The 7,598-nt window shown below is 59.6% G+C and carries 7 protein-coding genes, 1 tRNA gene and 1 pseudogene; 7 read left to right on the top strand and 2 right to left on the bottom strand.

Annotated elements, in window-relative coordinates; translation table 11 throughout:
* The first annotated feature begins 1 nt into the window (after position 1).
* Positions 2–78 (top strand) — tRNA-Asp (locus tag PseAD21_RS28980).
* 152 nt (positions 79–230) lie between these two features.
* On the opposite strand, the gene PseAD21_RS28975 is transcribed toward PseAD21_RS28980, so the two are convergent.
* Both PseAD21_RS28975 and PseAD21_RS28970 read right to left on the bottom strand, forming a co-directional pair.
* Positions 231–1,367, bottom strand: coding sequence for a catalase family protein (locus tag PseAD21_RS28975; RefSeq protein ID WP_178082184.1), 1,137 nt, complete (start codon positions 1,365–1,367; stop codon positions 231–233).
* Positions 1,368–1,393: 26 nt separating this feature from the next.
* Complete coding sequence (locus PseAD21_RS28970) at positions 1,394–3,202, bottom strand: di-heme-cytochrome C peroxidase (protein WP_102359122.1); 1,809 nt, start codon at positions 3,200–3,202, stop codon at positions 1,394–1,396.
* A 270-nt stretch (positions 3,203–3,472) separates the two neighbouring features.
* Here PseAD21_RS28970 and PseAD21_RS28965 point away from each other — a divergent pair, with 270 nt between their 5' ends.
* From PseAD21_RS28965 to PseAD21_RS28940, 6 genes and pseudogenes are all read left to right on the top strand, one after another.
* On the top strand, positions 3,473–4,192 hold the full coding sequence (locus PseAD21_RS28965) for an FKBP-type peptidyl-prolyl cis-trans isomerase (RefSeq protein ID WP_102359121.1): 720 nt from the start codon (positions 3,473–3,475) through the stop codon (positions 4,190–4,192).
* A gap of 294 nt (positions 4,193–4,486) precedes the next feature.
* Positions 4,487–4,942: a YkvA family protein gene (locus PseAD21_RS28960; protein WP_102359120.1), complete on the top strand. Its 456-nt coding sequence runs from the start codon at positions 4,487–4,489 to the stop codon at positions 4,940–4,942.
* Positions 4,943–5,055: 113 nt separating this feature from the next.
* On the top strand, positions 5,056–5,397 hold the full coding sequence (locus tag PseAD21_RS28955; protein WP_102359119.1) for a helix-turn-helix domain-containing protein: 342 nt from the start codon (positions 5,056–5,058) through the stop codon (positions 5,395–5,397).
* Positions 5,394–5,765 carry a hypothetical protein gene (locus tag PseAD21_RS28950; protein WP_003223109.1) on the top strand — a complete coding sequence of 124 codons (372 nt, stop codon included), beginning with the start codon at positions 5,394–5,396 and terminating at the stop codon, positions 5,763–5,765. The genes PseAD21_RS28955 and PseAD21_RS28950 overlap by 4 nt, the downstream gene beginning before the upstream one ends.
* Positions 5,766–6,173: a sel1 repeat family protein gene (locus PseAD21_RS28945; protein ID WP_102359118.1), complete on the top strand. Its 408-nt coding sequence runs from the start codon at positions 5,766–5,768 to the stop codon at positions 6,171–6,173. It begins immediately after the preceding gene.
* Between the two features lie 238 nt (positions 6,174–6,411).
* Positions 6,412–7,598: pseudogene (locus PseAD21_RS28940) on the top strand (type IV secretion protein Rhs); the annotation flags it as partial.

Raw genomic sequence — 7,598 nt, 5'->3', positions numbered from 1 at the left:
CGCAGCGGTAGTTCAGTCGGTTAGAATACCGGCCTGTCACGCCGGGGGTCGCGGGTTCGAGTCCCGTCCGCTGCGCCATATTCGGAATCTGGAACACTGAACGCCAGATTCCACAGAAAGCCCGCCTAGTGCGGGCTTTTTGCTGTCTGGGATTTATGAAATCTCAGGTTTGACGCTAAACCTGTGGTGAGGGGATAAATCCCCTCACCACAAATCCTCTGCTCGTCTTTTTACTGGGTGGCGTTCTGGCTGTGCCGATAGTCACTCACCGCCTCATACACCGCTTTACGCAAGCGGTTGATCCCGCCAATCGGCCGATGCGCCTCGATACCAAACCACGGATTGAACGACAGGTTGTCGCACGCCAGATTCAGCGCCGGCGTGTCGAAGTCCTGCGCAGGCAGGGTAATCCGCGCCACGGTTTCGAACGGTGAGTCCTGCTCGCGCCATTCGATGCTGGTGTCCTCGATCGGCATGTACTTGTTCGCGTCCTGGCGCTGAATCTGCAACACGAAACAGGCTGGCACCCGATCCGCCGACAGTTGCTGATTCAGCGCGCTGCGCAGGAAGTTCGGCAGGTCGTGGTTTTGCGGGGGCAGGGCGTACGCCGGGCAATTGTCCGGATCCGGCACAACGCGAAACTTGGCGTTGGCCTCACCGAACTTGTAGGGCGATACCGAAAAGTACGTGGTCCCGGTCGGGCTGTCCGGCGCTGGCGACAGGGTTGCCAGCGCGATGAACAAGTGGCGGATCTGCCAAGTGCGCGGATCCCGGCCGGGAAAAAACGCCATGATCTTTTTGCCGTCAGCCTGAGCCGCCACATTCTGACGATACTCGGCGACATCGCTGACAAAGAAATTCGGGTGACTGAACATCACAAAGTCCTGCTCACGGCGATCCTGACGGTCGCCGAGCAACGGTTTGCCGGGCACATCGAGCAGTTTGATCGCCATGCCCCGGGCGTCACGAATGCTGTCGAACTGCGGGTAGGCGTTGCCATTGGACAGACGAATCATCGCCTGCCAGATTTTGCCCGGTTCGCTGAAGACGCCCTGACGCAGCGCTGGCGTCAGTTCCGGCAACACCGTCACTTCAGCTTTCACGCAACCATGCGCCTTGGCATGCGCATCACGCAGATAACGCGTGCTTTCGCGATGCTGATCGACGATGCGCACTGCGGTCTGGATCACGTCCTGGGTCATGGCTGATTCGCCGACGGGAATCTGCTCCTGCGCCGCCACTGGGCCGCGGTGTTGCCAGGCAAACCCTGCGCTGGCGATGGCCCAGCCAAGCAGGCCGACAATCAGTAATGCCAACAGGGTTTTGCCAATCAGTCGTCCCAGCCATAACCAGACACGGGTCAGCATGGACGGTTTTTTGTAGGGGGTGATCATCATGGCAATTGCGCCTCCAGCGGTCCGCCCAGCACTTTCAGGTACTCCAGCAAGGCCCAGCGTTCTTCCGGTTGCAGCAGTCGACCGATGACGCCATTACCCCGCTCGCCAGCGCGAAATTCGTGGCCGCTGTTGTGGTTACCGGTGATCCGCGTGTCGAACAAAAAGCCATTGGTGAAGGCCTCGGTGCGGTAACCCAGATGGCGCGGGTCGTATTCGAACGAGCCCTTATAGAACGTGGTGACGCGCTCATCCTGCGGCGACAGCAACTGATAAATGCTCGGCACCGAACCGTTGTGCAGGAACGGCGCGGTGGCCCATACACCGGCCAGAGGCCTGGCCTTATAGGCGACTTTTTCACGCACGCCGATTGGCAGGCCGAAACCATCGAGTTGAGGCTTCTCCTGCGCGGTGACCCCGGCCTCGCGATAAGCGCGGTTTTCAACGAAGGCAGTGACGTAGGCCAGGCCCTTGGCCACCGATAGCTGGCTCAGATCCAGTGGTTGCGTGGGTGTCGGATGCAGTTTCACGTCCATCTGCTCAAGCTCTTTGAGGTTCCATTGCAGCGGTGTCAGGTCGAAACGGTGATTGGCGATGTTGGTGGCGGCGTTCGGGTCGGTGCCTATCACCTCCACCGGCAGCATGTGCAAATGCTGCACCCAGCGCTCGCCCTCCTGAGTCTTGCGCGGCACGTGGCAACCGGCGCAGTTCTGCGCAAACAGCGCGCGCCCTTTGGCGGCCAACGGTTTGTCGACAGCACCCAGCACCTCTTCCGGCCAGGCGGGCGGTTGCAGGTGTTGCAGGGTTTCTTCGATTGTGTGCAGATCACGTACGCGCACGCTGGAGGCATAACGCGCATCGCCCTGTAGCGGCTGGCCATTGCTGTCGAAAAAATTCAACGTGGCGCCGACGCCCAGCGCCTCACCGATGTTACGCGCCATCGGTTGCTGCGCCGAACCGTTCCACTGCACCCAATCAAACGTCCACATGTCCCACAGCTGCGGGTAATCCACCGGGGCGTTGGCCACTCGGTAGTTGGCGGGGGAGATCGCGTCGCCGAAGGTGGCGTTGGCGATGCGGCCGAAGGCATCGGTGCGTCCCGGGCCCTCTTCGGTCGGGTAGAGGCCACGGTGGGTGTCGTTCCAGGCGACTTTCACGAAGGTGTTCAGCGAGGCCTTGAAGTCCTTGCGCAGTTGCGCATGGCGCGCCTCGTAGTCATTGCCCAGCACTTGTCGGGCGAAACGTTCGAATTTCCATGGGTTGTAGTAAGTCGAAGTCAGACTGGCGACCAATGCCTGTCCGAAACTGCCACCGCGCAGCGTAGGAACACTGGAGGGCAACACGTGCTGCGCTGAACCACCGTCAATCCGTACGGCCTGGCCCTTGAAGCGCAATTCGCCAGTGTGGCAAGCCGCGCAGGTGATATCGAGAAATTGCTCGGTGCCGCCTGGATTCGGGTGGCGGGCAAAGCCAACCGGCAGATTGCCGGGATTGTTCGCTGTGGCTTTCTGTTGCGGATCGACCAGAAAACCGAACCGTGCGAGGTATTCCGGGGACGCGAAGCGCTGCTGCGAGAAGGGCAGCTCCAGCGCCTGAAACCATTCATAGCGCAGGCCTTTGACCTGCGTGCCCTGGGGCGTGAAATAGTAGGTCTGACGTTCCTCTTCACTCCACTGATTCAGGTAATGCACCTGCTGAGCGGGGGTGTAGAACGGTAATTTCGGGTTGGCGACGTAATACAGAACCACGGCGAGGACCAGGCCCAGCAGCACGATGATCAGGGTTAGCACACGGAATAAGAGGCGCAAGTTAAACATCCTTGTCGAGTTGTTGCGCTGTTATGCCTCAGCTGTTGCAGGTGCGGCAAGTGGCCATTACGCCAACTGTCGCAACAAGTCTCGTCAGTCCTTGTCAGGCCAAGATGACAGAAGCTTCATCGTCCCTTTTCTCGAATGCGTTTTAATCCCTGAACTTATCGGACGTTTCCTGCTCTCATGCCGGTAGCCATTGGTCGTGGCGGCCTGATAAGCTCGCGGCTTTACTCGATTGCCCTTTCGGCGCATGAACAAGGAAATAGCATGAAACAGCATCGGTTGGCGGCGGCGGTAGCCCTGGTTAGCCTGGTCCTCGCGGGTTGTGATTCGCAGACCAGCGTAGAGCTGAAAACCCCGGCGCAAAAAGCTTCCTACGGTATCGGCCTGAACATGGGCAAGAGCCTTGCTCAGGAAGGCATGGATGATCTGGACTCCAAAGCGGTAGCCCAGGGCATCGAAGATGCCGTCGGCAAGAAAGAACAGAAGCTGAAAGACGACGAACTGGTCGAAGCCTTCGCCGCGCTGCAAAAGCGTGCTGAAGAGCGTATGGCCAAGATGAGCGAAGAGTCGGCAGCTGCTGGCAAGAAATTCCTCGAAGAAAACGGCAAGAAGGCTGGTGTTACCACCACCGCTTCCGGCCTGCAGTACGAAGTGGTCAAGAAAGCCGATGGCCCACAGCCTAAGCCGACCGACGTAGTGACTGTTCACTACACCGGCAAGCTGACCAACGGCACCGTATTCGACAGCTCCGTCGAGCGCGGCAGCCCGATCGATCTACCTGTCAGCGGTGTGATCCCGGGTTGGGTTGAAGGTCTGCAACTGATGCACGTTGGCGAGAAGTACAAACTGTACATCCCTAGCGATCTGGCCTACGGCGCGCAATCGCCAAGCCCGGCAATCCCGGCCAACTCGGTTCTGGTTTTCGACCTGGAACTGCTGGCCATCAAGGACCCGAGCAAAGAAGACGCTGCTGCTGCCAAGTAATCGGCAACGACTTCGCCAACAACGCCTCGCTTAAGCGGGGCGTTGTTGCATCTGGAGTATGGCAAGGGTAAACAGAGCGAACGGATCCCGCTGACAGCAGTCCTAGAGATTGAGGCCGCCAGCGCTAGACGCCCTGAGCCGCCAAGTCAATGAAATATTGGGCTTTTTTATGTGAGTAAAAAACGCCCGATCTGAGCGCAGCCCTTATAAAACGGGGCTCTCAGCGCTGAAATGCAGCTCTGTTCACAAGGTTATCCACAATTTGTGTGGATAACATTTCAACGGGAGAAATAGATGAAAGCACCGTGGAATTTCGCCCGATTTCTGCCTTTGGCCGGACGCCTGCTGGCCCGTGGCCGCCTGCCGACCCTGCTATTTGCGGTGGCGAGCAAAGGTGCCGCGCAGGGCAATCGCCTGGGCAAGCTCAAGGATGATCTGCGTTTGCTTCAGGCGCTGTGCCTGGCCTACTGGCGTGGCGAGTATCGGGCCATCAGCCCGAAAGCCATGATCTCGGTGGTGGCGGGGCTGATGTATTTCCTCAGCCCGGTGGATGCGATCCCCGATTTCATTCCGGTGTTCGGCATGCTCGATGACATCGCCGTCCTCGCCTGGGTGATGAAAACCCTTGATGATGAACTCAATGCCTTCCGGCAATGGCGTAACCGCCAGCAGCCGGAAAAGCTCGCCGTGGTCGAGCGCCTGCCCGATACCCCGGAGCAACTGCAGCTTCAGGGCCCGAAAAAGCCCTGATTCATTCCTGCCTGCATACAGATAGATACCCCCCGCGACCTTAGCCGCTGTTAGGATTACACTTCTAGGGAAAAGTGCCGACTCGCTAAGTGTTGTTGTCCTACGGGGTAGTCATGGATATTCAGATAATTGCACGCGATGGCGAACCCGAATACGCGGTTCTGCCATGGGTCCAGTATCAGGCTCTACTGAAAGCAGCAGGCATCAACGAAACACCGTCGCAGCAGGCCCCAGCGCCGCTCGCGGCAACAGCGGACCCGATTCTTCCAGGTCTGGATCAATTACGCAGTTTGCGCGAAGGGAAGGGCATCGCCATCGAGGCGCTGGCCCGCACGGTAGGCATCAGCCCGTCTTATCTGGCCATGATCGAAAGTGGCGAGCGTCAGCCTGACGCCGCAATTCGCCGCAGCCTGGCCTGGGAACTGACGGTGCCCGGTTGGAGGGATGAATCGTGAGCGTACGCATCAGTCGTCAACATTGGGACGGATTGCTGGGGGAACTCGATCAGGCACGCAGGCAGCGCCATCTACTGACCTATCGGGCGTTACTCGAGCGTTTGCAACTGCCGACGCCGGCGATGCAAACCCTGACCGCCGCACTGGAACATCTGGCCGCACTGGACGCCAAGGCCGAACAACCCTTGCGCAGTTCGCTGGTGATCAGCCAGGGTGCGAGCCGCCTGCCACGTACCGGTTTTTTTGAATGCGTCGAACGTCTGGGGCGTTTTTCCGGGCCATCCGATGGCGTCGCGGCAGCCTCTTGGCACGCGTCGGAAGTGGTCAGGGTTTTCGAATACGAGTACCCGGAATCGGCGGAGGCCTGAGTGTTCTTACGACTCAAGGCGCAGATCAGTTACTGGCTGGCGCGCCGGTTGTTTCACTGGTCGTGGTTTGTCCGTCAGCCAAAAGGCTGGCACTGGCTCGAAGGGCAGTTCGCGCGCATGGCCAACCTTGGCGACGTCGGTGCGCAGAGTTTTTACGGGCACATTCTGACGTTTCGTGGTGTTGGCCTCGGCGCCCGCGAAGAGGGTGTGCGGTTGTTGCGTCTGGCGGCACTCGCCGGTGATGGCAAAGCGGCCTATCAGGTCGGTGTGATCAGCCTGGCCGGCACTGCGAGCAAGGCGCCGGATCCGGCAGAAGCGGCGCGCTGGTGGACTCTGGCCGCCAAGGCCGGCCACCCGTTGGCCGAGCTCAAACTCAAAGAGTTGAGTGCTCGGGATTCAACGCAGTAAATCCATTTGTGTCGGCCCGATAAACGTGGCGCGAGGGAAACCTCGCGCCACGTTTGCGTTTAAATCCATACGTTTTGTAGTCATGGGCATTTTGCAGATTAGTCCTACAGCAAACGCCTACTCGCCTGACTTCTTTCCTGATTGATCCCCCGCAAAGTCCCCGCGCCTAATTTTTGCGCGAGGGAACGTTCATGTTTGACCCGGTTTTTCATTCCTCCCCGCAGGGTGGCGTGCGCTGATGGACACCGTCAGCCGTATCGAGCAGGAACTCGACAGCTTTCCCGACACCCTCAGCCTCTATCGCCAACAGCTTGAACACTGGTTCAGCCGTGCGGCCGACCAGGTCAGCCACGCGGCGGACCTGCCTTCGCTGATGGGCATGGAGCGGATCATCCGCTTCGGTGATCGTGTCACCGCCGTCAGCACTGGCGACAACGAATTCTTCTCCAACGTCGTCCAGTGCCCGCAGGGTGGGGTGATGGCGATCGAGAGCAAGTTCGAGTCGGTGTATGACATCCCGCTGGGCGACATCGTGGTCGATGTAGTGGCGGCGGATGGTGGAGAGATCACACCGGTCACGCTGGATGCGCAGGGTAAAGGCTCATTCACCGGCGAGGCAGGCAAATTCTACCGGGTCCAGGTCCGCAGTGAGGTCACTCCCGAGCAGATAAACGATCTGTTTGCCGCTTATGGCGGGCTGACGCGTGAACTGGATGGCTGGCTGCGTAGCGAGTGGCAAGGGTTCAAGCCGCAATGGTCGCAGTCGGTGGCGACGGCGGCGGGCAACGGCATGCTTGCCGGGAGTTGGGCGGCGATCGAGGGCGTGTGGGACAGCATCGGGATGCTGTCGGAGATCCTGCAGAACCCCGGCAAGTTTGCCGAGCGGTTGGGGAGTGCGGCGGATGATCTGATCAAGCTGGCGCAAACCGCTCCGCAGGGGATGCAGAAGCTGCAACTGCTGGTCAGCGACGAGGCGGCGTTGTGTTTGCTGCTGCGCGCCGCGAGCCTTTGGCTGGAGATGCTGCCACCCAGCGAAGTCGCCGGGAAAACCGCTGAAGCGGCGTCGATGGTTGTGGTGCAACTGTTGATCGACGTGCTGATCGGCATCGTCCTGACCTTCGTCGGGGCCGGTGCCGGGATTGCCTATCTGACCCTGCGTCTGGCGGACCGCGCTGCTCAATTGCTCTCGGTTGTTAAACGCTTGGTGAAGGCGATGTTTGGCATCGTCAGCACGTTTATCGAATACGTCGACCGCTACAAAAAAGTCGCCGCGCGGGGCATTGCCGCCGGGGTGAAAAAAGGCCGTCTGCAATTGCGCTGGGATGCGAAGCGCAATGCCTCGCTGAAGAAAAACGAGCACCACGACGACTCACCCGATCAAGCGAAAAACCCCAACGGCGACAGCGCCGATTGTGTGCCGTTTAC

Source organism: Pseudomonas sp. AD21, assembly GCF_002878485.1.
Lineage (GTDB): Bacteria > Pseudomonadota > Gammaproteobacteria > Pseudomonadales > Pseudomonadaceae > Aquipseudomonas.
Note: the sequence above shows the minus strand (reverse complement) of the source record. Positions and strands in the feature narration are given on the sequence as shown.

Bases quoted from the DNA above. Each gene is read 5' to 3' on its own strand.
- PseAD21_RS28955 (WP_102359119.1), top strand. From the start codon at position 5,056: ATGGATATTCAGATAATTGCACGCGATGGCGAACCCGAATACGCGGTT.
- PseAD21_RS28965 (WP_102359121.1), top strand. From the start codon at position 3,473: ATGAAACAGCATCGGTTGGCGGCGGCGGTAGCCCTGGTTAGCCTGGTC.
- PseAD21_RS28960 (WP_102359120.1), top strand. From the start codon at position 4,487: ATGAAAGCACCGTGGAATTTCGCCCGATTTCTGCCTTTGGCCGGACGC.
- PseAD21_RS28975 (WP_178082184.1), bottom strand. From the start codon at position 1,367: ATGCTGACCCGTGTCTGGTTATGGCTGGGACGACTGATTGGCAAAACC.